Source organism: Pseudomonas sp. 3MAES_34.3B, from assembly GCF_058145875.1.
In genome coordinates this window covers 1,787,090-1,810,318 of record NZ_CM176960.1, presented here as the reverse complement: position 1 = coordinate 1,810,318, position 23,229 = coordinate 1,787,090, and the positions used below count along the sequence as shown (strand labels likewise).

Sequence of the window (23,229 nt, the reverse complement as noted above, 5' to 3'; positions counted from 1 at the left end):
AAGCTTTGCTTAAGCTGCGTGGACTGGCACACAACCGAGGCGCCGCAATGAAAATACTGATTCCAGCACTGGTGTCCATGGCCTGGCTTGTTTCCTCAGGGGAAAGTATAGCGGCGGCGGATCTGATTCTGCACAGCGGCAAGGTATACACGGCAGAGCCAGGCCAAGCGCTGCAACAGGCGGTTGCCATCGAAAACGGCAAGGTGGTAGCGGTGGGCAGCGATAACCAGGTGTTGCGCCTGAAAGCGGCCCATACCCGCGTGTTGGACCTGCATGGCAAAGTGCTGATGCCCGGGTTTATCGACTCCCATAGCCACACCGTGAAAGGCGGCTTGCAGATGCTGCAGGCTAATCTGGATGGCGAGTGGGTGCCTGTTACCGAGCTGGAGCATCGCCTGCGGGGATGGCGCACCAATGGCAAGGCACAACGCGGCGCTTACTTGAGCATCGGCGGGCTGCCCTCTACCTACTGGGGTGACATCGCTGCGCTAGAAACCACGTTCAATCGCGGCGAGTGGGCCGAACAGCCAATACTGTTGCTAGGCTGGGACCTGCACACTGGCTGGGCGAACCAGGCCATGCTTGCCGCAGCCGGGGTAGACGCCGCCAAAGTCGCCTCACTTCAGGGTGAAGAGAACGCAACCCTCGGCCGTCACCCCGACGGCACCCCCAATGGCTTTCTGGTAGACAGCGGCCTGTACCCTGTGCAAGCCCTGCTGCCGATTCCTTCGAGCGAGACGCTTACCCGAGGGGCGTATGCCGCCCTGCGCTATTACAACAGCCTGGGCATTACCGCCTGGCTGGACCCCCTCGCCAACGAGATCCCGGGCGCGGACATCACAAACGCCTCCACGGGCGTGCTGCCTATCTATAAGGCCTTGGCCGAGAAAGGCGACCTCTCGGCCCACGTAGCCGCGCTGTTGATGGCCGATTCCAAAGCCACTCCCAAAGACCTCGACGCACTGGACCAGGTGCGACAGCAGTTCCTCAATGTGCCGAACCTCACCCTCCCGGGCATCAAGGTGTTCGCGGACGGGGTGGCCGAAGTGCCGGCACAAAGCGCCGCCATGCTCGAGCCCTACACCAACTCCCACGCATCCGGCGAGCTGTTGATCGATCCGGAACACTTCGGCGAACTGGTCAGCGCCGCCGATGCGCGGGGCTGGCTGGTGCACGTGCACGCCATTGGCGACCGCGCCATACACGAAGCGCTCAATGGGGTGGCGCAGGCGCGCAAGGATCGCAACAGCGGCATACCGCATTCCATCACACACTTGCAGATGGTGAACCCCATGGATTTCGACCGCTTCAAGCAGTTGAACGTGATCGCTTCCATGCAGCTGTACTGGGCCAGCGCGGATGAGTCGAGCATCGACCTGGTGAAGCCCTATGTGGACGAACAAGTGTTCAAGTACACCTACCCCGCCCATTCCCTGCTTGAGCACGGCGCTACGTTGGCCGGGGCCAGCGATTGGCCGATCACCACGCCCAACCCTTGGAAAGCGATCTACCAAGCCATGACCCGCATGGGCCCCAAGGGCGTGCTCAATGCCGACGAAGCGGTCGATCGGCAGGTGATGTTCCAGGCCTACACCCTCAACGCCGCGCGGATGATTCGCCTCGAACACAGCATCGGCTCGCTGGCGCCGGGCAAACAGGCCGACATGGTGCTGCTCGACAGGGACGTGTTCACCGCGCCGCCCGAGGCCCTGCGCGACACCCAGGTAGTGGCGACCTGGTTCGCCGGGCGCGAAGTGTACCGCCAGCCGCCAGCAAGCAAGCCCTGATAGACCCTTCAAGGACCCTCCCATGATTATCCATTCCTTCATCAGCGATACCCATGAACCCTACGAGCGGGGCCGCCAGCTGGGTGCCCGGTGGGGCACCCAGATTGGCCGCACGGTAGCGCTCTATCTGGAATTCTTCCCACAGGTGGGCATCGCAGCCGGGCAAGTCCGGCAAATCGCCGAGGCCAGCCTCGTCGCCCTGGCAGCCTGGTGCCCTGCGCTCGCGAGAGAAATCGAAGGTATGGCGGTAGGTGCCGGGGTGCCGCTATGGCAACTGGCCGCGCTCAACAGCCGCACCGAGATCCTCGCAGTGATGCCCGCGCGGCCTGTGGAAGGCGAATGCTCCACGGCGGTTTATGCGCCGGCCAACGCCGCCGTGCCGTTGAGTATTCAAACCTGGGACTGGCATGACAGCCTGGTGCCCCATGGCTTGATGTTGCAACTGCACGCTCGCAGCGGCCTCACCGTCAAGCTGTTCACCGAGTTCGGCATGCTGGGCAAGATCGGCGTCAACAGCGCGGGCCTGGGTGTGCACTTCAATATCCTCCACCATGCAAGCGATAACGCCCAGGGCGGGGTGCCCGTACATGCCGTGGCCCGGCGGGTGCTGGAGGAAGCCACCAGCGTGGAGCACGCCATCGACCTGATAGGTTCAGCCCGCGTGAGCGCGTCCACCGTACTGACCGTATTCAGTCATCACCCCGCTGAGCTTCGCGCCGCCAGCATTGAAATGAGCCCTGCCGGCATTGCCGTAGTGCCGCCTCGCAGTGACGGTTGGGTGCTGCACACCAACCATTTCCTCGACCCGGCCCTGGCCCGGGGTGAGCGCACCGCAGATGTGTCAACCACATACGCGCGCCACGATCACTTGGCCGCCGTGATCCCAGACATGGCACGGGAGGCGCTGTCTGAACGGGCCGATGCCTTCTGTGGCAGCGAGGGCGACCAGGCGGTGGTGTGCTTCCACCCGGACCCGTCGCAACCGGCCACCGAGCGTTGGGAAACCTTGCTTACCATCGGCCTGGACACTGCGGGCTGCACCCTCGAGTACGTCGCCGGTACGCCGACCGCTTTGGCTCGCAACGCGTCGCGACGTTTCTAGCTGTCGTCCACTCCGACCGCAGCTGTTCAAAGGCAGCGGTCACTCACCTTCATCGCCACAAAAACAAGAGCAAAACCTGATGAACAATTACCCTACTGTACAGCCCGGTTGGCGCGCTGCGTTGAAGACGTTTGCGGTATCGGGCATGGGCACGGCGCTGGAGTTCTATGACTTCGTGATCTACGGCTACGCCGCCGCGCTGGTGTTTCCGAAGCTGTTCTTTCCTGACCTGGATCGCCTTACCGCCGTGCTTGTGGCGTTCGCGGCTTTCGGGGCCGGGTTCCTGGCCCGTCCGCTGGGCGGCGTGGTGTTCGGTCATATGGGGGATCGTCATGGGCGGCAGAAGGCATTGGTCGTCACCCTCTTGCTGATGGGCCTAAGTACCCTACTGATCGGCTTTCTTCCCACCTACGCGACGTTAGGCGCAGCCGCGCCGATACTGCTGGTGGCGCTACGCCTGGTGCAAGGCTTCGCGGCCGGTGGCGAATGGGGGGGCGCGGCGCTGTTCGGTATTGAAGCGGCACCGCGTGGCCGGCGGGGGTTGTGGGGCAGCTTCACCAGTATGGGCATCGGTATTGGCGGCATCCTCGGCTCTGCGGTGTTTGCGCTGCTCAGCCTGGCCTTTGACGATAACCTCAGCGGTATCGCCTGGCGCATCCCGTTCTGGCTCGGTGGTGTGCTGGTGCTGGTCGGCCTGTATGCGCGCCTTCAGCACGCGCCGCCCACCGTCCGCCGTCAACCCGCCACCCGGCTACCGCTGCTGGGAGCGCTGCGGCAGCGGCCACGCGAGCTGATGCTGTGTACCGGCATCGCCTTTGGCTACATCACAGTGGCATACATCAGTACCTTCTTCCTGGCGTATGCCACCGACATCGGCTACACCAGCAGCCAGGCTTTGCTATTTGACTTCGCGTTGTCCATTGCCATCGTGTTGTCCGCACCCTTCTTCGGCCATCTTTCCGACCGCCACGGCCGCCGCCCGGTAATGATCTTCGGCGCGGCGATCATGGCGGTAGGGCTGTTCGTATTCTTTCCGCTCCTGGGCACGCACCACCTGGGGCTGGCGTTGGTAGCCTACCTCCTCGTGGGCCTGTTCATGGGCGCGACCCAGGGGCCGATCCCGGCGTTCCTGGCCGAGCAGTTCCCACAGGCAATGCGCTACTCTGCCATCTCGGCCAGCTATCAGCTGGGTGCGGCCCTGGGCGGCGGTACAGCATCAAGCGCAGCGACCGCAATCCTGATCATCAGCGGCCATCAACCGGTTTATGTAGCCCTGTACGGCGCGGCGGCGATGGCGCTGGTCGCGATCTGTACCCTGGCGCTTCGGGAAACCGCCCACCGGGAAATGGATGAGCTGGACGAACCTGATAGGGCGTACGGCGGGCAGGTTGAGGCAGCATCAAGGCGGTGAGCCTCCGGCGAACATCACCATGAATGTGAAGCTGGGCTAGTGGGGCCGTACCTTGAAGCGCGCCATGGTGAACGCATCGACGAACTCACCGTCGCGCACCGCATAGTGGCGTAGCCGCCCTTCGGTTTCGAATCCGAAGGTGCGGTACAAACGCTGCGCAGGCTCGTTGTCACAGTAGACCGTCAACTCAACCCGCTGCAGGTTCATCCAGTTGTCGGCCACGTCCAGTACCGCTGCAAGCAGCTTCGTGCCGACACCTTTGCCCTGCCAGGCGCCTGCAACTCCCATATAAACCGTACCGACATGGTTCTGGCGAACCCTGGCGTATTGATCCAGCCCAACATGGCCGAGTACCTGACCGTCGCACGTCGCGACAAGCTGTACCTGGCGGGGCCCGCTTGCAGCCAAGCGCTCGCGCCACACCTCGACGGGCTGATACGGCAACTGCAGCACCTGCCGGCAAACCGCCGGTTCGTTGTACAGCGCAGTGCCGCCAGCAACGTGAGTTTCGGCGAAACGCTCAATAGTGAACTCGCTTGTGGAAATCCCGGCCATGGCTTCTTTAATCCTTTACTGAAGGGCACCGGGCCATGAAATCACAAACCCCTGAGCTGCTGCCACATCGCCCCCGTAGCCCACGGTGTACTCGCCGCGACATAACCGAGGTATGTGGCGCCAGGGTGTAGTAACCCAAACGCCGTCGGGCTAGCATCGACGGCTTTTGCGGAGCTCGTGATGCCGATACCTATGTTGGCCGCCGCCCAATGCGCGATCCGCGATGGGGACCTTGAGGGCAATGTGGCGCTGCACCTGCAGTTCATGCAGCGTGCCGCTGAACTGGGCGTAGGGCTGCTGCTGTTCCCCGAGCTGTCTCTCACCGGCTATGAGCCTTCAACCGCCAGCGCGTTGGCTCTACCCCTGGCCACTTCGCTTCTGCAACCGCTGCGAGCGCTCGCGCAGCAGGCAGGCATGACCACGGTCATCGGCTTGCCGCTGCGTGTAGCCGGGCAGGCCAAGCCGCAGATTGCTGCTTGTACCCTTCATGCCGATGGAGCGATCAGCGCTTATACCAAGCAATATTTGCACGCCGGAGAAGAGCAGTTTTTCTCTGTGGGAAATGGCGGCGAGCTGTTATCCATTTCCGGCCAGTCCATTGCATTGTCTGTATGTGCCGACTTTGCCCAGCCATCGCATGCGGCTAATGCAGCGAACAGAGGCGCCGATGTGTATGCGGCCAGCGTACTTATTGGGGAGCCGGGTTATCCCCACGACAGCGCGATCCTGCAAGGCTATGCGCAGCAGCATGGAATGGCCGTGCTCATGGCCAACCATGGCGGCCCGACGGGAGGCTGGGCTGCGGCCGGGCGAAGCGCGTTCTGGGATGAACACGGCCAGTGTGTGGCCTCTACCGAAGGCGCAGGCAATCGCTTGCTGGTGATTTCCAAAGGGTTGGCCGGGTGGCGTGGGATCGAGCACCTGGTTGAGTGAACGCTATGCCATCGAATTCCGCGTTCGTTCCCGGGCTCGAGGCTGGATGGCCGCCCCCGCCGGTCCCACAGGGTAATGCCCCCCTGTGAGTGCGGCGAAGCCCACGAACTATTAAGCCTTCTTCTCCACGTTGACCATCCACGGCACGCCGAAGCGGTCAGTGAGCATGCCAAAGCCCTGGGCCCAGAAGGTTTCGCCGAAGGGCACGCGCACGCTGCCGCCATCGCTCAGGCCATCGAACCAGGCTTTGCCCTGCTCCAGGTTTTCGCTCACAAGGGAAAGCGCGTAGCCCGAATGGGCCTTCTGGTCGGCGCTGGGGTCGTCGCTCATCATGAGCTGGCTGGCGCCAATCAGCAGGTTGGCGTGCATGATGCCGTCGGGCGGCGCGGCGGGGCAATCGGCGCCGGCCGAAGGCTCTGGCGCTTCGGCGAAGGTCATTTTGAACTGCACCTCGGCACCCAGTGTTTCGCAGTAGAAATCCATGGCTTGCTGGCAGGTACCAGCAAAGAACAGGTAGGGCTGAACGTTCATCACGTTGCACTCCCGGCAGTGGCGACACGAGATGCGCCGCCCATGGAGAGTCTAGGCCTCAGCGGCCCAGCCGCGTGGCGAACTGCTCCACGGCGCTGACCACTTTCTGCGCGCCGTCCTGGATTTCCACAATCACCGAGCCGGCCTGGCTGGCCAGGTCCAGGCCGTCCTCTGCCTGCTTGCGGCCAGTGCCGATCACCGTTACCGCTTCGGAGGCCAGGCGCTGGTTCTGCTGAACCACGCCGGCGATCTCCGCGGTGGCCGTAGTGGTACGCGAGGCCAGTTGGCGCACTTCATCGGCCACTACCGCAAAGCCCCTACCCTGTTCGCCCGCGCGGGCGGCTTCGATGGCGGCGTTCAAGGCCAGCAGGTTGGTTTGCTCGGCAATGCTGCTGATGGTCTTGATGATGGTAGTGATAACCTGGCTTTGCTGGTCGAGGGCTTCGATACCCTCAGCGGCATCTTGCATATGGCGGGCGAGCCCGCGCATCACGGATACCGTTTGCTGTACCACTTCCGCGCCGCGCTGGGCCGTGGTGTCGGTTTGCACCGAGGTGGAATAGGCGATGGTGGCGGCCTCGGCCACGGCCATTTCCTGCTTGACCTGATCGGTGATCACCGTGGCGAACTTCACCACCTTCACCAGCCGGTTGCTGGCATCGAACACCGGGTTATACGACGCTTCCAGCCATACGGTACGGCCGGCGGCGTCGATGCGCTTGAACCGGCTGGCCACGAACTCGCCCTTGCGCAGCCGCTCCCAGAACGCAGCATACTCTTGCGAGGCGGCTTCCTCGGGCGTGCAGAACTGCCGGTGGTGCTTGCCCTTGACCTGCTCCAGGCGAAAACCCATGGCCTGCAGAAAACGCTCGTTGGCGACCAGTACGTGCCCTTGAAGGTCGAATTCGATCACTGCCGTGGAGCGTTGCAGCGCCTTGATCATGCCCTCCTGCTCACGGGAGGTTTCAATGGTGCGGGTGAGGTCGCTGGCATAGATTACAAACGAACTGAGTTTGCCCTCTACCGTGCGGATCGGGTGAAGAAGTATTCGCAGCCAGGCTTCCCGGCCGTCCTTGCGCAGCAGGCGCAGGGCGCCGCTGAAGTTTCCGCCCTGCTGCAAGGCAGCCCACACCCTACGGTGGAAGTTGTCCTGGCGCACGTCCTCAGGTACCAGCTCCGACAGTAGCCGGCCTTGCAACTCAGCATTGAGGTGCAACATCTCCCGCTCGAAGTTGGCGTTCACATGCTCTACCCGCCCAGCGGCGTCCAGGCGCATGACAATCATGTCCTGATCAAGGCCGGCTCGAATCTGTTCAACGGTCGCCAGTTCATCGCGAAGGGCAGCCAGTTCAGCTTTGTTCTGCTTATTGAAGAGCATGTATGCACCTATACGGAGCGGGAAGGAGATGACAGATAGCCATCGGCCGAAAAACTGTACACATGAGCGCATTTGTACAATTACGACCAGTGGCATTATGATAGCAATCTACTTTGTATCCGAATAGATATATGTCCCTATCAGCCCGATAGCGTGGGGTGAAAGCGGATCCACATTCCACAAAAGGCGAAGCTGATGGCAAATCAGGAAACGATACGCCAATGGTGTTTTGTACAAGATAGGTGCCTTACCAGGCTGACGTTTGCCTAGAAAAGCAAAAGCCCCGAACGGGTCGGGGCTTTGGGGATGCTGCTTGGGGCGCACTGAGCGCGGGGGTTTACCCATTGGCGTTATCGTCGTAACCGCCCTGCTGAAGGAACTGCACTTTATGCACCTGGCCGTGGCTGTCCTGGTACACCATGGTGACTGGGACAACGCCGCTTTTGTTGCTCACGTCGGTTTCCGAGATCACCTTCTGAACATCCAGCTTCATTCCGTACTTGTAGGTTTCCACAGGAAGGTTGCTGCCCACGCTACGGTCCGATCCGTCCTGAGCGAAGGCACCGGTGGTAACGACTGCGGCAAGGACGGCGATGGCGAAAGTCTTTTTCATGATTCGATTCCTCTGAGTGATAACGGTGTGGTTTGGCTGTGGGTTCAGTAAACCGCGCCCACCGTTTGCAGAGAAATTGAACACGTCACTGGCGTAAATCATCGAAGTCGATAGTACCTTTCAGGCGGCGCGTGGCTTGGCGGCGTTGACTTCCGGCACACGCTGGCTATACCCAGAACTTACACTTCTCGCTCAGGGTACTCCCATGGATCGCCTCTACCCTGGCCAGCGTTTGCAGTCGGCCGTGTCACCCGGCAACCACCCTCCCCATCCACCGCTGTGCAGGCTAAGCCTTGCAGTGATGCTTACAGCATTGGGCCTGCCAATGGACGGCGCGCTGGCAGATGACTGCACTCGCCGCACCACGGTGCTTACAGGCACCAGCCAAGCCGCGTGCGTGCTCGACGCCGGCGAACAGCTGCAGGTGCAAACCGGCGGGGAACTCAACGTACCTGGCGGCCCGGCCGTGATGGTCAATGAAGGCACCACTGCCAGGCAGGTGCTCAACAGCGGAGTCATCTCCGGGCAAACCGGCCTGCTGGTGAACAACGCGAGCCTGGGCGGCAAGGTGTTCAACGCACGCACGGGCGAAGTGATGGGGGCCGAGGCGGCGGTGCATATCCTGAACAGCACCATAGGGATGCTGGCCAATGCAGGCAGCCTGTCGTTGTCGGGTGGGCCTGGCGTGAACCTCCCCGCCGTGGCGATCGAGAACAGCACCGTCAATGGGGACATCAACAACGCCGGCACAATTGCCGTTATAAACGACTCGGGCTATTCGGCGCTGGTTATCGACGGCAGCCGGGTGAAAGGCGATATCAAGAACAGCGGCACTATCGACGGCTATTACTATGGCTTGATCATCGGTGACAGCACGGTTGACGGCTCACTCCATAACAGTGGAATGATTTCGGCCGGGTCCGCCGTAGGTGTGTACAACACAACGATCGGCCACGACTTCATCAATAGCGGTGAGGTCAGCAGTACCTTCGCGTTGACCAACGTGACCATCAAGGGCAACTTCATCAACACCGGGCTGATCGACGGCGGGGACGCTGCCTTCATCCGCGACAGCCATATCAGCGGCGACGTGATCAACACCGGTACCTTTACCGCCGCGTCGGGCACGGGGATCAGCGCCGACATCGACGGCCGCCTCGTCAACACCGGAGTTCTATCCGGCCAAGCGCGGCCATTTGGCATTTCGGGCACCATCCGCGAAGGCGTCTACAACAGTGGCTCGATCAGCGGGGGCTCGGATTTTTCCACCGGTGCAGTGCTTTCCGCCAACACGCCCCTGGTGGTCAACACTGGAGCGATCTCCGGCCTGTCCGGTGGGCTATTTATCAGCGAGGACGCCCGGATCGGTACGCTCATCAACAGCGGCACCATCAGCCGCTACGCCAACTTCAGTGGGAGCGAGACCTCCCTGGAAATAAGCGAAGCTGCCCAGGTAGGCTCGGTTCAGATCGCCGGCAACCATGCGCGGTTCGACGGGCGGGTCGAAGCCCCCACCGTGCCGTTCTTCGTGAACCAGGGCGCCAGCTACAGGTTTATGGGTAACGATGTACTGGCGGTGCGCTCGCTTACCAACCAGGGCACCTTGGTGCTGGCTGCCAAGGTGGATAACACCACGGCCCCGGCCATCATCATTGGTGACTTCAATCAGGCGGCGGATGGGGTATTGCGCACCGAAGTGGTCGACACCATGCACTATGGCCAGATGGAGGTAACCGGCACCGCTACCCTGCCCGCCCAGGCGCGGATCGAGGTAAACGTGGCACAGGCGAGCCAACCCTTGAGCCTGTCCCGCCTGCAGGATGTACTCAGCGCTGGCACGCTGGTGTCGGAGGGCACGTTCGCGGTGACCAGCAACTCGGCATTGTTTGGTTTCTCGGCTGTGAAAGATGGCAATACCGTCGACCTGTTGCCCGTTGCCCGCTCCAATCACGGTGTACAAGCGGCCGTGCAGGCTGCGGGTTTGAAAGATGCGGTCGCGGCGGCTGCAGTGGTGGACTCGCAACTGGCCAAGGGCAGCAACAGTGCGCTTACGCCGTTGTTCGCCACGGCAACCGATAATCGCGAGGTCGCCGCTGCGCTGGCGGCCAGCCTGCCGGGAGGCAACCATGCCGTGCGCGCCAGTCAAAGCGCCTTGGCGTCGATCAACCGGCTGGTGGATCAGCGGCTTGCCGGCTTTGCACCCGGCGCGTTCGGCGGCCAGGCCCTTGCGCCCTTTTGGGCCGAACCGTTCAATTTCAACAGCGTAAGCCGTGGCCAGAGCGAACAGGCGCAGGGCACTGTCATCGGCACGGACACCCGCATGGCCAACGGCAACCACGTGGGCTTTGCATTCGCCTACGCCCAGGGTGAAGCGACTGCGCAGGCCGCGAGTGCCCAGGGCAGCAGCCTGGACCTGTGGCAGTTCATGGCTTACGGCAGCCACGCGCTGGATGAACTTACCGATGTGCACGTGTATGCCGGTGCCGGTAACAATCGCGTGCGCACCGAGCGCGACTTTGCGATAGCGGGCACACCGGGCGCCGCCAGCGCCGACTACAACGCGATGATCGCTACCGTGGGGGCACGTTTGGGTCAAACCCTGGCATTAACCGAAGCCACGCAGTTCCGGCCATCGCTGCGGCTGGACTACAACCACGTTCATGAGGGCGCCTATCGCGAGCGAGGCACTGCCGCGCTGCAGCCATTGTTGCTTCGCGTGGATGAGCGCGACAGCGACCAACTGGTGCTCGGCCTGGACGGGACAATGGAGCACGCGCTCACGCCACTGGCCCATCTGCGGCTAGGCCTGGGCGTGGGCTACGATCTGCTCGATCAGCCATCGACGACCACGTCAGCCTACGCCGCTGCCCCCGGGGACCGGTTTACGGTCACGTCCTCAGGCAGTAATCCGTGGGAGGCCACCGGTAACCTGGGGCTGGTCGCCCGCTGGCGCAATGGCAACGAAGTGTCGGTGAACCACGAGGTGCAGCAGCGCGGCGACTTCAGCGACCAGGTCACCGCGCTGAAAGTGATGATGCCGTTCTAGTTACTTGCGCGCCTCCAGAATAAGGTTGAACGGTGTTTGCGCGGCCCGGCGGAAATGGCTGAACCCGGCGGCGCGGAATACCTCTCGCAACCGGGCTTCCCCGGCTTGCGCGCCAAGGCCAAGCCCTACTTCCTGCGAAAGCGAGTTAGGCGTGCAAATGAAGGTGGACGCTGCGTAATACAAGCGGCCTACCGGCGTGATGTTTTCATCGAGGGTGTCATCAGCGTAGGGCTCCACGAGCAGCACCGTGCCGTCGGCCTTCAACGCCTCATGTGCGTGCCGCGCCGCGCCCACGGGGTCGCCCATGTCGTGCAGGCAATCGAAGTAGCACACCAGGTCGAAGTCATTGCCAGGGAAGGCCGCAGCCGTACCTTGGGCAAAGCGGACACGGTCGCCTACCCCGCTCTCTTCAGCCCGGGCCGTGGCGGTTGCAATAGAGGGGGCATGGTAATCGAAGCCCATGAAACTCGACGCTGGAAAGGCCTGGGCCATCACGATGGTCGAGGCTCCGTGACCACAGCCGATATCGGCCACTTGTGCACCGGCATTGAGCTTGCCCACCACGCCCTCCAGCGCAGGCAGCCATTGAGGTACCAGGTAATTCTTGTACCCAGGGCGGAAGAACCGTTCGGTGCCGCTGAACATGCAAGGGTGATGATCGCCCCAGGGCAGCCCACCATCACCGCGCATGGCAGCCACGAGTTTGTCTTTGTCGTGGAACATCGACGCCACCACCAGCATGCCGCCTGCCACGTATACGGGCGAATCCTCGATGGCAAGCGCCAGCGCCTGCGCTTCGGGTAACACAAACATCCCGTCACTATGCTCCACGTAACCCGACGCCACATTAGCGCTCAGCCATTCGCGGATCAGCCGGGCATTGCAGCCGGTAAGGTTGGAAAGGGCTTCGGGGGTGGTGGGTTGGCTATCAGCCATGGCCTTGTACAGCCCCAGCTCGTCACCCAGGATCACATTGGCCAGCATGGCTGCGGCGCCCATGTCAGACACCACCTTGCCCATGAATTCATGCAGCTTTGCCTCGTCCATTACGTACCCTCCTCTTGAGAAGGCCACCGTCGGCACGGGCATATGAACCTGAAAACTGTTAGCGGTGGTCGGATAAACCACGGAACTGCGTGTGGTGAATGTGCAGCGAATGGAGTCTAGCCCGCCATGGGATGCATTGCCTGCCCTGCCCCAAAATGCCGCTTGTCGACTCGCCAGCGCACCAACGATGGGCGACCGTGCAAAAAATCGGCATGCTTCTAAAGTAACGGATCCAACACATTTAAAGGATTAACCCCATGGCGAACACCGCTGACACTTCGGTGAATACCCATACTGTGAGAACCGGCCCAGGCACGGTTCAGGTGGACCTCAACGGCCAGTACGATGACAACCAGAGCATTACGGTTCAGGCGGACGGCAAGATACTGGTCGGCGGCTATACCGATTACCTGGCGTGGGGCTACCCCGGTGCGCCCGGTGAGGAAAGCTACGGCTACGAGCAGAACCATTCGGTGATCCGCCTGAACGCCGACGGCAGCCTGGATACCCGCTTTCACGAAGGCGGCGTAGACATTGTGCCTGCCGCTGTAGCGCCGGCCTCCCGCTATGAAGTCACTACCGTACAGGCCGATGGCAAAGTGGTTGTGGCGATTTCTCTCGATAACAGCGTGCGGGTGGAGCGCTTGAACAGCGACGGCACCCCCGACAAAACCTTTGGCACTAATGGTGCGGTCGTGGTGGATATCGCCCATGGTTTCAAGGACATCGACATCAGCGCCAATACGGACGGCACGCTGCAAGTCAGTGCCCGGGGGTTCGATCAAGCCACCGTGAGCAAGATCGGCAGCAACGGAGCCTTGGTGGATACCTTCGGCGACAACGGCGTGCTGGTGGTGGGCATTGCCGAGGACCAGTACTACAACGGTGGCATCTCCACCGCGTTGCAGGCCGACGGCAGCGTGATAGTGGGCGCCGCGTACAATGCCACCGGCATCGGTGACCCCGTGTATGCGCTGCAACGCTATACCTCCGACGGTAAGCTGGATACCGCCTTCGGCGACAACGGCGTACTCAATCTGGACCCTGCGCTGGACCTTGGCGAGGACGCAGTGGTGGCCGTGCAACCGGACGGCAAGATCCTTGTGCTGGGCCAAAGCGGCAACGACGGCGAGGCCAGCCTGCTACGCCTCAACGCCGACGGCTCGGTGGATAACAGCTTCGGGGCCAATGGCACCTTCACCTTCGAGGCCGATTACGCCACCTCCCTCACCGTCCAGGCCGATGGCAAAATCCTCGCCGCCGGCACGAGCGATGGAGACTTCACGGTTATTCGCCTGAACGGCGATGGCAGCGTGGATACCGGCTTCGGGAGCCCGGACGGCAAGCTGCATGTAACTGGCTATACCGGCGACGAAATCCTTCGCGGCACCGACGCTGTAGAGGTCATCCGCGGCCTGGCCGGGGATGATGTGCTGCAAGGTAACGGCGGGCGTGATGTTTTGCAGGGTGGCGCCGGCGCGGACATTTTCCGCTTCACCGACATCAGTGACAGCTACCGCACCACCGGCCAGAACAGCGGCGATCGCATCCAGGACTTCGACGCTACCCACGACCGCATCGACCTGATTGGCTTGGGCTTCACCGGCATAGGCGATGGGCACAACGGCACCCTGGCCGTGCAAGCCAGCGCTGACGGCACCCGCACCTACTTGAAAAGCTTCGACGCCGACGCCTCCGGGCAACGCTTCGAACTTGCCCTGGATGGCAACCTGGTCGGCCAGTTGAACAGTACCAACCTGGTGTTTACCCCTCCTACTGTGGAGGGCACGGCCGGCCGCGATGTGATTACTGGCTCGGCCCTGTCGGAGATCATTCAGGGCGGCGCTGGCAATGACCGCATCAACGGCGGCGCCGGCGCGGATGTGATCATTGGTGGCGCCGGTGCCGATCAACTGAATGGCGGCGACCGGGCGGACATCAACCTGCGGAACGACAACCACGAAAACGACGACGTGTTCCGCTACACCTCCATAGACGACAGCTACCGCACCGACAGCCATAGCTTCGCGGACCTGATCAGCGGCTTCGTCGCGTACAGCGACAAGATCGACGTGTCGGCCCTGGGCTATACCGGTTTTGGCGACGGTACCGATGGCACACTGGAAGTGGTGTACAACAAGGCGCTGGACCGTACCTACCTCAAGGATGACGAAGCCGACGCCCAGGGCCACAAGTTCCAGATCGGCCTGGCGGGCAACTGGCTGGAGCAGCTCGACGAAAACAACGTGGTGTTCGCTCCGCAGTCGGAAGTAACCCTGGTAGGCGTAGCGCCCGAAGCTGATCAGGCGCACTTGCTGGCTTGATAGTTCGCCCCTTTCCCACGGGCTATGCCTGCGAACCTCGACCTCTACGGGGCCGGCGCCGCAGGTGTAGCCCGGGGAAGGCCGGCACTGGATTCATGGGCCGCGCCTTTATTCGCGAGCTCCGCCTTCGGCTCCGCTTGCTCCCACGGGGGTCAGTGCAGTCTGTGGGAAGCGCCTTCCACAATGCAATGGCCGATCGGGCGCGTTTGCCTTACCTTCCAGCTTTTGGAAGCGTCAAGGATTCAACCCATGCTTTACGTTGTGCTGCTCGGAGGCAAACACCCCAGGGCTCGTATCGAGGTCCACGACATTGCCTGCGCCGTGGGCGACTCCCTTGAAGCGACCTACCCGCAGCTGCGGGATGCATGGTTTGGCAGCCCGAAAGGGATGCACATAGACGCCTGGATGGCGGTGGATGGCATAGAGCAATGGAAGGTGGAGCTCAGCCCGCTGGCGCCTGCTGCGGGGGCGCCGCGTTTGTATTTCATCAACCTGGGCGGCTACGAGGCCCAAGTGTTCGGGGAAGCGCACCACTATTTACTGGTGGTGGCGCACAACCCGCGAGAGGCGAAGGCCAAGGGCAAGCGGCAAGTGCTGGAACACTGGCACCAGCCCCATACCGATGCGGTGGTAGACGTGGACGATTGCGTGCCGATCGACCAGGTGGGCGGGCACTATGTGCACCTGGTTGAAGCCATGCATCACGGGGTGCTGCAACGTAACGAGTACATCGTGATCGGAACCCGGTAGCTAGCCCGTGCGCTGGGCCAGCGTGTGTCGTGTACCCTGTGCTGCGAACTGGCCCGGCATACCGCCTTGCGCTTCAGCTATAGCGCTGTCGAGCACATCCCAAGGGTGAGCACCATCGGCTGCACGCTTGCACGTTCTGGCGTGAAGGAACGGCTGGGCCCGATCCTTTTCCTGCTGAACAGAGCCGCATGCACGGCAGATGGCATTTCCGCCTAGCAGTTTCCACCGTTCATTCCAAAGAAGCAGATTGCCGTTGCACATCAGGTTTCCCTCTCAAGCCTATGCTGTGGAGGGCAAAATGGGTTGTGAAGTTCTGTCTGAAGAGGCGCATACGACTAATGGACGGGTTTGTACAACATTAGAACGACTGGTACAGCATCTAGACAACAAACCAGACCCGCTGGATAGTCGCCTAGGGGTGCAGTGGCTGCACCAATGGCGACTTGCCGTCCGAGAGCAGCCACGCCACCAGTACCGCGGGCTCGGTCTTGCTCGGGTTGCGCGTCACGCGGTGCTCCTGCCCCGGCGCTTCGTACCAGGCATCCCCGGCCTTATAGGTGTGCACCGGCCCATCGTCCAGGGAAGATTCCACCGCGCCGCTGACCACTACCACGAACACGGGACCCGGGTGCCTGTGCGGCTTGGACGTCGCGCCCGGGGCGAACGCCACTCGCAATGCTTTTGCATCCGAACCCACGGTGGGCGGGAGTTGTGCCTGAGCCACGGGTGTTACCGTTTCATCGCCGGCACCGCCGCCCTGGGCATTCGCCAGGCTGCTGCACAAGGCGAACGCCAGTGTTGCCAGCCCAATCGAGGCGCGCATGATTACACCCCCGGCTGCATGGCGAAGCCCACACCGAAGCGGTTCCAGGCATTGATGGTAGCGATGGCGAAGGTGAGGTCAGCCAGCTCGCGCTCGTTGAACTGGACGGCCACTTCGTTGTAAATCGCTTGCGGGGCGCCACGGTCGGCCAACAGGGTCAGTGTCTCGGTCCACAGCAAGGCAGCCCGTTCGCGCTCAGTGAAAAACGGTGTTTCATGCCATGCCGAAATCGCAAAAATGCGCCGTGGGGTTTCACCCAGCTTGATCGCGTCTGCCGTGTGCATATCAATGCAGTAGGCACAGTTATTAAGCTGCGACGCGCGGATCTTCACCAGTTCGTGCATCGACTTTTCCAACGACGATTCGCCCATGGCTTTCTCAAGCCCCAGCAGCGCCTTGAATGCATGGGGAGCTACCTGGGCATAGTTCACGCGTGCTTCGGTCATGACGGTTCCTCAGTGATTACCGGCTGGATGCCGGCCATGAACCTACTGTAGGCTTGGCCCTTCATCGGATAAATCCGCAGAAATCGGAAACATTAGACGAGTAACCGGACAATCATGGCTTTCGACCGACTTGAAGCGATGCGTGCGTTTTGCCGAATCGTGGAATTGGGCAGTTTCACCCGCGCCGCCGATGCCATGGCTACAGCCAAGACCACCCTCTCTGGCCAGATCCAGGCGCTGGAACGCCAGCTGGGAGTGAAGCTGCTGCACCGCACCACTCGCCGCGTCACACCCACCACTGACGGCGCCGCCTACTTCGAGCGGGCACGGGCATTGCTGGAGGACATGGATGAGCTGGAAGCGAGCGTGTCGCTGACCCGCACGGTAGCCCGGGGTAAAGTGCGGGTAGACATGCCCTCGCCTGTCGGGCGCTTTCTGGTGATACCGGCGCTTCCAGGCTTCGTTGCCGACTACCCCGACATTCAGCTGGACATCGGCTGCAGCGAACGCGTGGTGGACCTGGTTCAGGAAGGTATCGACTGCGCGATTCGCGGTGGCGTGGTGACCGATCCGGATCTGGTGTGCCGTGCCATCGGCAAGATGCGGTTCGTGCTATGTGCAGCGCCGGCCTATCTGCACGCAAAGCCTGCCATCCACACCCCGGCCGACCTTGCCGAACACCGTTACCTGGCCTTCGTGTTTCCCGCGACCGGTCGGCAGAACCCGGTGCGCTTGAGCCGTGGGGACAACAGCGTGCTGCTCGAACAACCGCCCGCCATGCGCTTCAACAGCGGCGGTGCCTATCTGGCGGCGGCGGAGGCAGGCCTGGGTTTTGTCGGGGTACCGTTGTGTGAAGCAGCGCCGCTGCTGGCGGCCGGCAAGCTCGTACAGCTACTGCCCGACTGGCACCTGGCGAGCATGCCGATGAGCCTGGTTTACCTCGGCGCGCGACGGCTGTCGGCGCGGGTGCGGGCGTTTACCGATTGGGCCTGCGCGACCATGGCAGCGGATCCGCTGTGGCGTTTATAGGGCCGTTTGGAACAAACCCTCCTTTTGGGAGGGTTTGCGCAGGAGGGCTTCAGGTCAGCGCCAGATCACTTCGGCAAGGCATACGCGATCAGGTAGTCGCCCATCTGGGTGCCGAATGAGCCGTGGCCGCCCGCCATGATCACCAGGTACTGCTTGCCATTGGCCTCGTAGGTCATAGGGGTGGCCTGGCCACCGGCGGGCAGGCGGGCCTGCCACAACAGGTCCCCGTTGGTCACGTTGTAACCACGGATGTAGTTGTCCTGGGTACCGGCAATGAACATCACGTTGCCCGCAGTGGAAATCGGCCCACCCAGCATCGGGACACCGATTTTCAACGGTGGCAGCTGGATGCCTTTGAGGCTATCGCGGATGGTGCCAATACGCTTGCGCCATACCACCTCGTGGTTTTCCATGTTCACACCGGCCACATAGCCCCAGGCTGGCTCCTTGCACGGCAAGCCCAAGGGCGACAGGAACGCGTTGATTTCAACGCCATAAGGCACGCCGTATTGCGGCTGGATACCCATCTCGGTACCCGTACCGGCACCGGTCAAGCCTTCCTTCGGCCACAGGGGGTTGTTCGGGCCGCGCGGGATCAGCTTGGACACGAACGGCAGCGCCATCGGGTTCATCAGGGCCACCTGGCGATCAGGGTTGACCGAAATGCCTCCCCACTCGAACACGCCCAGGTTACCCGGGAATACCAGCGTGCCTTGCTCAGACGGTGGCGTGTACTGGCCGTTGTAGGAAAGCCGCTTGAAGATCACCCGGCACATCAGCTGATCGAACATGGTGGCGCCCCACATGTCCTTGTCTGCCAGCGTCTGGATGGACGTGAGGTTAAGCGCCGAACGCGGTTGGGTCGGGCTCACGCGGTCACCTGGCGCGGCTTCCCCTGCCGGCACCGGCATTTCAGTCACAGGCACGATGGGCTTGCCGTCGCGGCGGTCGAGCACGAACAGGTTACCGGCCTTGGTAGGCACGTACACGGCCGGCACTTCGCCGGCTTTGGTTTTCACCTGAGCCAGTGTCGGCTGGGCAGGTACGTCCATGTCCCACAGGTCGTGGTGCGTGGTCTGGAAGCTCCAGGCCAGCTTACCGGTCGATGCGTTCAGCGCCACGATGGAGCTGGCGTACCGCTCCATCACAGGGGTACGGTTGCCGCCCCAGATATCCGGCGTGGGGTTACCGGTTGGGATGTACACAACGTCCGACTGCGCGTCATAGGCCAGTGGCGCCCAGGCGTTGGGTGAGTTGTTGACCAGGGTCTGGCCTTCGCCAGGCATCGCGTTCGGGTCTTCGGCACCGGTATCGAAGATCCAGCGCAGTGCACCGGTGTTTACGTCGTAACCGCGCAGCGCACCCGATGGCTCATGCACGGAGAGGTTATCGGTGACCGAGCCGCCGATAACGATAGTGGTCCCGGTCACGACCGGCGGAGAGGTCGGCTCCAGGCCACCCGGGTAGGTATAAGGGTGCATGTGTTTGAGGTCCAGCTCGCCGTTCTGGGCGAAATCGCTGCAACGCTGGCCGTTGTCAGCGTTGATGGCGAACAGGCGGCCATCGTTGACCGGCAGGAAAACCTTCCGCGGGCAGGCGGTCTGGGCAGGCGCCACGTTCGCCAGGCTGGCGGCGAATTCCGTGGTGTTGGCCTGATCGTAGTAAGCAACGCCACGGCAGGTCAGGTGCTGGAACGAGGGCTCGGACTGTAGCTTGGGATCAAAGCGCCATTTTTCCTTGCCAGTTGCCGGGTCCAGGGCCACCAGGATCTGGTGGGTGGTGCAGATGAACATGTTGTCGCCCACCTTGATAGGCGTCAGTTCGTTGGTGGTTTCCCCCGAGTCCTTTTCAGTTTTGCCTTCGCCGCTGCGGAAGGTCCAGGCGACTTGCAGGTCCTTGACGTTGCCGTCGTTGATCTGGCTGAGCGGCGAGTAGCGCGTGCCCGCCTGGGTGCGGCCATACGCAGGCCAGTCAGCGTCGTTGACGCCTGCCACCGGCTGGGGCTTGGGAGGCTGGGTGGCGGCCAGGCTACCGTTTATTTCCTGCGGATCGTTGAAGATCGAGTAGATCAGCACCGCAATGGCAAACGCCAGGCTCAGGGCAAGGAAGCCCCGACTGCGCTTTGCGTCCGGCCCGATGCCGCGCGTAGCAGCAGGGATCAGCAACCAGAGGCCGAGCACGCCGAGGATGTCCAGGCGAGGTACCAAGGCCCAGAAGTCCGTCCCCGCTTCCCACAGGCCCCAGATCACCGTCGCGATCATCAGCAGGGCGTACAGCCAGATGCCTGCAGTGGAGCGGCGACCCAGCATCCCGGCTATCACCAGCAATACCACCCCGGCCACGAGGTAATACAGCGACCCGCCCAAGGTTGCCAACCATACCCCCCCTACGAGAAGTACCAGCCCGAACAGCGCAGCGATCACGACGCTGACATTTCTTGAACCTGATCCATTCGACATTGTGTTTACCCAGCCTCTCTGAGATAGCCCTGATGACGTGACTGGCTTGACCTTGTTTGGTTCCAAGGAAACGCCGAGACGTCTTCGTATCGCTTTTCACGGGGTCGCTGCACGCCTTCGCCCATGCGCCGTCCCAAGGTGTCGTGCGCGCCAGATTTCAGCGCCAAATCGGTCTTTTTTCCAAACTAACCTTAGTCTGTTTATTAGTACATTTCGTCTGTTAGACGTCAGATTATTTATGCGTTTTCCCCTACAGGCTGTCTTGTATAGGGCAATGCCTGTTAACTCACAGAGGGTAATGATCATGGCTAACAATCAGAACCAAACCGGCAACTCAAACTCTGGCAATTTCGCCAACGATCGCGATAAGGCGGCCGAAGCCGGGCGCAAAGGTGGGGAAGCCTCTGGTGGCAACTTTGCAAACGACCCGGAACGCGCTGCTGAGGCCGGGCGCAAAGGTGGAGAGATGTCTGGCGGCAACTTCAAGAACGACCCGGAGCGCGCTTCGGAAGCGGGGCAGAAAGGAGGTCAGGCTTCAGGGGGCAATTTCGCGAATGATCGGGAAAAGGCATCTGAAGCAGGCCGTATGGGTGGCCAGCAGAGTCATGGCGGTGGTCGCAAGAGTGACGACAACCGCTGATTTTTGCTAAGTACTCTCTCACACAGCCAGGCCAGCCGAGGGGCCCCCCGCCCATGACTCTGCTGGCCTGGCCGCCTCGGCACCTCTATTACTTGTACGATAAACGGCAAACCGCTAGAGAAGTCCACTGTCGGTCTGGGGGCCGGCTAAACACCTGATGCACAGAGGAAAAAACGATACAAACCCTATTCAAGTCGATAGGCCGAAAGTATTAGGTTACCCCGCGAATTAAACATATGGAGATAACAACCTAATATAGGGGGTTAATTAAGGAATTAACCCCATGAAAGATTACGCCCTTTCCGATCTGGCGCTTTTAAGCCTGCGTTTTCTTATAACGCAACCATACCGCGCCCCCCTCTTTCACCTCAGCGGACGCCAGTGCAAGGTGAACAGGGTGTTTCCAGGCTTTGGGGGATATCTCGAACGAAGCGGGATGCTCGCCACGGCCATCCACCAGCGGAAGGATAACCACGCTCACTTCATCCACCAGGCCGGCATTGAGGAACGAACCGCTGACGTGTGGCCCGCCCTCGATAATCAGCCGCTTGCGCCCCAGCTCCGTGGCAAGAATGTCCACGACCCGCGCGAGGTCGATCTCGGTTTCGCCAGCGAACACATAAGACACGTTTATGGACTGCAAGTACGCCAGGTAGTCGTCCGAAACGCGTTCGGTCAGCACTTCGACTACATGCGAACCTAACGCCCGGTTGGTTTTCCAGCCCACCTTTCCTTCAGGATCAATGGAGACAGCGTAGGTCTTGGCCGTTCGGTCAGCGAAATGATGAGTACGCGGAATCGGCGCCTTGGCCATGCCCGTGGGGTAGCCCTCGTCATGAGCGACTTCCTGCATGGTTACCCGCCCGCAGATCCAGGCATCGAATGCAAAGGTTTGCGCCAGGTTTTCATACAGCGCGTTGGCGGACTTCTTGAATTCGCGGTCCCAGCCGTCCGTAAGGGCATGGCCGTCGATGGAGGACATCATGTGGCAGATTACGTAGGGCTGCATAGCTGACTCTTCCGAAGAGAAAACGATCTACAGCCGACCGGGCTCAGGCCGAAATGGTTCAGCATAGGGCATGAATGTTCATAATCCCGGCTAGCTTTGCAGGCACCGCCAGCTGGGAGCAGCTCCAGGTTATCCCGCCTTCCTGGAAGCGAATTGCAACCGCCCCCGCGCAGTCGTACGATGTCCTAGAACCTCCCGACTGTACGTATCTCTTAAAGGCTTTTCCTGCCACACCGGCTGCCGCGCAGACCATCGTTCATACGGTGAGCTTCGCTTGAGCCGGTGCGCCCACTTCACCCGGGCGAGAAAAGTTTTTTGGCCGATGTCATCAGCGTTATGGCACGGCCTGCTCCTCTCATTCTAAAAAAAGAGCCATGCAATGAACCCTTCCGCTACGCACCCTGCGCTGCCGTTCTTCTCTCAACCCAAGGCCGTGCTGGCGTTGGCCACACTGTGCTGCATTTTATGGGGCAGCTCTTACCCTGCCATCAAGAGCGGCTATGAAATGCTCGAGATTGCCGCGCAGGACGTACCCTCCAAACTGGTGTTCGCGGGCTATCGCTTTTTGATAGCCGGGCTGTGCCTGGTCGCCGTGGCGATCGTGATGCGCAAGCCCGTACTCCGGCTGGGCACGCGTGAGGCTTGGCAATTGACCCTGCTGGGCGTGACGCAGACCAGCCTGCAGTATGTGTTCTTCTATATTGGCCTGGCGTATACCACGGGCGTTCGCGCCTCGATATTGAATGCCACCACCACGTTCTTCAGCGTATTGCTGGCACATTTCATTTATCACAATGACAAGCTGTCCACGCCCAAGGCGCTGGGTTGCCTGCTCGGTTTTGCCGGGGTGTTGACCGTCAACGCTGGCGCCGGCCCGCTCGACGCACCGCCATCACTGCAAGGCGAAGGCTTCATCATCATCGCCGCGTTTGTGCTATCGGCCGCGTCAATCTATGGCAAGTCCATTTCCAACGGTATGGATGCGATGGTCATGACCGCTTGGCAATTGGCTATCGGTGGCCTTGCCCTGCTGATAGCGGGCTACGCCACCGGCGGTACCATCGGGAATATGACGCCGGCAGCCATGGCTCTATTGGTATACCTGGCATTGTTGTCGGCAGTGGCGTTCACGGTGTGGAGCCTGCTGCTCAAACACAATCCGGTGGGCAGGATCACCGTTTTCGCTTTCCTGGTGCCGGTATTCGGCGCCTTGCTGTCCGCGTTGTTCCTGAGTGAGACCATCCTTGAATGGAAGAACCTGGCGGCACTGCTGCTGGTGTGTGCCGGGATCAGGCTGGTCACGCGTACGAAAGTGCCGAAGGCGGCCGTATCCAAGGCGATCTAGC

The 23,229-nt window shown here is 61.5% G+C and carries 18 protein-coding genes and 2 pseudogenes; 10 read left to right on the top strand and 10 right to left on the bottom strand.

Annotated features, from left to right (window positions below):
• The first annotated feature begins 47 nt into the window (after positions 1 to 47).
• The 3 genes from AC3Z8Y_RS08005 to AC3Z8Y_RS07995 all read left to right on the top strand — a co-directional run bounded on the left by AC3Z8Y_RS08005 (position 48) and on the right by AC3Z8Y_RS07995 (position 4,300).
• On the top strand, positions 48 to 1,787 hold the full coding sequence (locus AC3Z8Y_RS08005) for an amidohydrolase (RefSeq protein ID WP_490089213.1): 1,740 nt from the start codon (positions 48 to 50) through the stop codon (positions 1,785 to 1,787).
• A gap of 22 nt (positions 1,788 to 1,809) precedes the next feature.
• Positions 1,810 to 2,889, top strand: a complete 1,080-nt coding sequence (locus tag AC3Z8Y_RS08000) for a C45 family autoproteolytic acyltransferase/hydrolase (RefSeq protein ID WP_490089212.1) — start codon at positions 1,810 to 1,812, stop codon at positions 2,887 to 2,889.
• A gap of 79 nt (positions 2,890 to 2,968) precedes the next feature.
• The gene (locus AC3Z8Y_RS07995) at positions 2,969 to 4,300 is read left to right on the top strand and encodes an MFS transporter (protein ID WP_490089211.1); all 1,332 of its coding nucleotides are present in this window, start codon (positions 2,969 to 2,971) and stop codon (positions 4,298 to 4,300) included.
• 36 nt (positions 4,301 to 4,336) lie between these two features.
• On the opposite strand, the gene AC3Z8Y_RS07990 is transcribed toward AC3Z8Y_RS07995, so the two are convergent.
• Positions 4,337 to 4,855, bottom strand: a complete 519-nt coding sequence (locus AC3Z8Y_RS07990) for a GNAT family N-acetyltransferase (protein WP_490089210.1) — start codon at positions 4,853 to 4,855, stop codon at positions 4,337 to 4,339.
• Positions 4,856 to 5,035: 180 nt separating this feature from the next.
• Between AC3Z8Y_RS07990 and AC3Z8Y_RS07985 the strand changes: the two genes are divergently transcribed.
• Complete coding sequence (locus tag AC3Z8Y_RS07985; RefSeq protein WP_490089209.1) at positions 5,036 to 5,788, top strand: carbon-nitrogen hydrolase family protein; 753 nt, start codon at positions 5,036 to 5,038, stop codon at positions 5,786 to 5,788.
• A 111-nt stretch (positions 5,789 to 5,899) separates the two neighbouring features.
• Here the strand turns inward: AC3Z8Y_RS07985 and yjdN are convergent, their stop codons facing one another.
• The 4 genes and pseudogenes from yjdN to AC3Z8Y_RS07965 all read right to left on the bottom strand — a co-directional run bounded on the left by yjdN (position 5,900) and on the right by AC3Z8Y_RS07965 (position 8,310).
• Positions 5,900 to 6,319: a VOC family metalloprotein YjdN gene (yjdN, locus tag AC3Z8Y_RS07980; RefSeq protein ID WP_490089208.1), complete on the bottom strand. Its 420-nt coding sequence runs from the start codon at positions 6,317 to 6,319 to the stop codon at positions 5,900 to 5,902.
• Positions 6,320 to 6,377: 58 nt separating this feature from the next.
• Positions 6,378 to 6,809, bottom strand: a pseudogene (locus AC3Z8Y_RS07975) (methyl-accepting chemotaxis protein); the annotation flags it as partial.
• 114 nt (positions 6,810 to 6,923) lie between these two features.
• Positions 6,924 to 7,595 (bottom strand): annotated as a pseudogene (locus AC3Z8Y_RS07970) (PAS domain-containing protein); the annotation flags it as partial.
• Between the two features lie 439 nt (positions 7,596 to 8,034).
• The gene (locus AC3Z8Y_RS07965; protein WP_490089207.1) at positions 8,035 to 8,310 is read right to left on the bottom strand and encodes a DUF2790 domain-containing protein; all 276 of its coding nucleotides are present in this window, start codon (positions 8,308 to 8,310) and stop codon (positions 8,035 to 8,037) included.
• Between the two features lie 205 nt (positions 8,311 to 8,515).
• Between AC3Z8Y_RS07965 and AC3Z8Y_RS07960 the strand changes: the two genes are divergently transcribed.
• Positions 8,516 to 11,356, top strand: a complete 2,841-nt coding sequence (locus AC3Z8Y_RS07960) for an autotransporter family protein (RefSeq protein ID WP_490089206.1) — start codon at positions 8,516 to 8,518, stop codon at positions 11,354 to 11,356.
• Here AC3Z8Y_RS07960 and AC3Z8Y_RS07955 read toward each other — a convergent pair whose 3' ends face one another.
• Positions 11,357 to 12,403 carry a class I SAM-dependent methyltransferase gene (locus AC3Z8Y_RS07955; protein ID WP_490089205.1) on the bottom strand — a complete coding sequence of 349 codons (1,047 nt, stop codon included), beginning with the start codon at positions 12,401 to 12,403 and terminating at the stop codon, positions 11,357 to 11,359. It lies immediately after the preceding gene.
• A gap of 257 nt (positions 12,404 to 12,660) precedes the next feature.
• Here AC3Z8Y_RS07955 and AC3Z8Y_RS07950 point away from each other — a divergent pair, with 257 nt between their 5' ends.
• Positions 12,661 to 14,727 (top strand): calcium-binding protein, encoded by a 2,067-nt coding sequence (locus AC3Z8Y_RS07950; RefSeq protein ID WP_490089204.1) that lies wholly within the window; start codon positions 12,661 to 12,663, stop codon positions 14,725 to 14,727.
• Between the two features lie 249 nt (positions 14,728 to 14,976).
• Complete coding sequence (locus AC3Z8Y_RS07945; protein ID WP_490089203.1) at positions 14,977 to 15,477, top strand: DUF1543 domain-containing protein; 501 nt, start codon at positions 14,977 to 14,979, stop codon at positions 15,475 to 15,477.
• Between the two features lie 412 nt (positions 15,478 to 15,889).
• On the opposite strand, the gene AC3Z8Y_RS07940 is transcribed toward AC3Z8Y_RS07945, so the two are convergent.
• Together AC3Z8Y_RS07940 and AC3Z8Y_RS07935 are read right to left on the bottom strand one after the other, a co-directional pair.
• Complete coding sequence (locus AC3Z8Y_RS07940) at positions 15,890 to 16,300, bottom strand: cupin domain-containing protein (RefSeq protein ID WP_490089202.1); 411 nt, start codon at positions 16,298 to 16,300, stop codon at positions 15,890 to 15,892.
• A gap of 2 nt (positions 16,301 to 16,302) precedes the next feature.
• Positions 16,303 to 16,746: a carboxymuconolactone decarboxylase family protein gene (locus tag AC3Z8Y_RS07935; RefSeq protein WP_490089201.1), complete on the bottom strand. Its 444-nt coding sequence runs from the start codon at positions 16,744 to 16,746 to the stop codon at positions 16,303 to 16,305.
• A gap of 114 nt (positions 16,747 to 16,860) precedes the next feature.
• Between AC3Z8Y_RS07935 and AC3Z8Y_RS07930 the strand changes: the two genes are divergently transcribed.
• A complete protein-coding gene (locus tag AC3Z8Y_RS07930; RefSeq protein WP_490089200.1) occupies positions 16,861 to 17,775 on the top strand; it encodes a LysR family transcriptional regulator in 915 nt (304 codons plus the stop codon).
• A gap of 65 nt (positions 17,776 to 17,840) precedes the next feature.
• Here the strand turns inward: AC3Z8Y_RS07930 and AC3Z8Y_RS07925 are convergent, their stop codons facing one another.
• The gene (locus tag AC3Z8Y_RS07925) at positions 17,841 to 20,198 is read right to left on the bottom strand and encodes a glucose/quinate/shikimate family membrane-bound PQQ-dependent dehydrogenase (RefSeq protein ID WP_490089199.1); all 2,358 of its coding nucleotides are present in this window, start codon (positions 20,196 to 20,198) and stop codon (positions 17,841 to 17,843) included.
• Positions 20,199 to 20,538: 340 nt separating this feature from the next.
• Here AC3Z8Y_RS07925 and AC3Z8Y_RS07920 point away from each other — a divergent pair, with 340 nt between their 5' ends.
• On the top strand, positions 20,539 to 20,874 hold the full coding sequence (locus tag AC3Z8Y_RS07920; RefSeq protein ID WP_490089198.1) for a con-10 family general stress protein: 336 nt from the start codon (positions 20,539 to 20,541) through the stop codon (positions 20,872 to 20,874).
• Between the two features lie 316 nt (positions 20,875 to 21,190).
• On the opposite strand, the gene AC3Z8Y_RS07915 is transcribed toward AC3Z8Y_RS07920, so the two are convergent.
• Positions 21,191 to 21,883 carry a dihydrofolate reductase family protein gene (locus tag AC3Z8Y_RS07915; protein WP_490089197.1) on the bottom strand — a complete coding sequence of 231 codons (693 nt, stop codon included), beginning with the start codon at positions 21,881 to 21,883 and terminating at the stop codon, positions 21,191 to 21,193.
• Positions 21,884 to 22,262: 379 nt separating this feature from the next.
• Between AC3Z8Y_RS07915 and AC3Z8Y_RS07910 the strand changes: the two genes are divergently transcribed.
• Positions 22,263 to 23,228 (top strand): DMT family transporter, encoded by a 966-nt coding sequence (locus AC3Z8Y_RS07910; RefSeq protein ID WP_490089196.1) that lies wholly within the window; start codon positions 22,263 to 22,265, stop codon positions 23,226 to 23,228.
• The last annotated feature ends 1 nt before the right edge of the window (position 23,229 follow it).